Here is a 668-nt window from a genome sequence, read left to right as displayed (position 1 = left end):
AGTCGTCCGTGAAGATCGGCTAAGCGATTGAGGCAGAATCGCATTTGCTGGTGTGGACTGTTTTTGGATTGCAAGGTTTTGATGTTTCGAGCCTCGGAACCTTGCAATTTCATTTTCAGGATTCAGTCGAATCGCCAGTCATGATTCCGTGGTCGCGTCGGAGGTGACGATGCGACCGAAGAAGCAAAGGACGACGGGATCTGGCGATCTGTTCCGGGCCAGGCTGGACCAGATCATCAACATGAAGCACGAGCTGGTTCAGCTCGCCGGCAAGGTCGATTGGGACTGGATCGACGGCGAGATCGCGCCGCTCTACAGCGAGAACGGTCGGCCGGGGATCGCGACCCGCTTCGTGATCGGGCTGCTGCTGCTCAAGCAGATTTACGGCCTGTCCGATGAGGGGGTGTGCGAGCGCTGGGTCCACGACCCGTATTTCCAGTACTTCACCGGCGAAGAGTTCTTTCAGCACGCGTTTCCGCACGAGCGCTCGGACCTGAGCCACTGGCGCAAGCGGCTCGGCGACAAGCTGGAGCTGTTGCTGGCCGAGAGCCTGCGGGTGGCGCACGAGGCCGGCGCGTTACGCAGCCAGGACCTCAAGCGGGTCACGGTCGATACCACCGTGCAGCCGAAGGCCATCGCCTTCCCGACCGATGCCAAGCTGCTGCACG

General features: G+C 60.8%; 1 protein-coding gene. It reads left to right on the top strand.

From position 1 onward, the window contains the following. Positions 1 to 169: 169 nt before the first annotated feature. Positions 170 to 668 (top strand): transposase (locus QJT82_RS45550; protein ID WP_281446745.1); only part of this gene is annotated, 499 nt, incomplete at its 3' end.

This window comes from Bradyrhizobium sp. Mp19 (genome assembly GCF_029952935.1).
GTDB lineage: Bacteria > Pseudomonadota > Alphaproteobacteria > Rhizobiales > Xanthobacteraceae > Bradyrhizobium > Bradyrhizobium elkanii.
The sequence above is the reverse complement of the archived record's forward strand: the minus strand, read 5'-3'. Positions and strand labels throughout refer to the sequence as shown.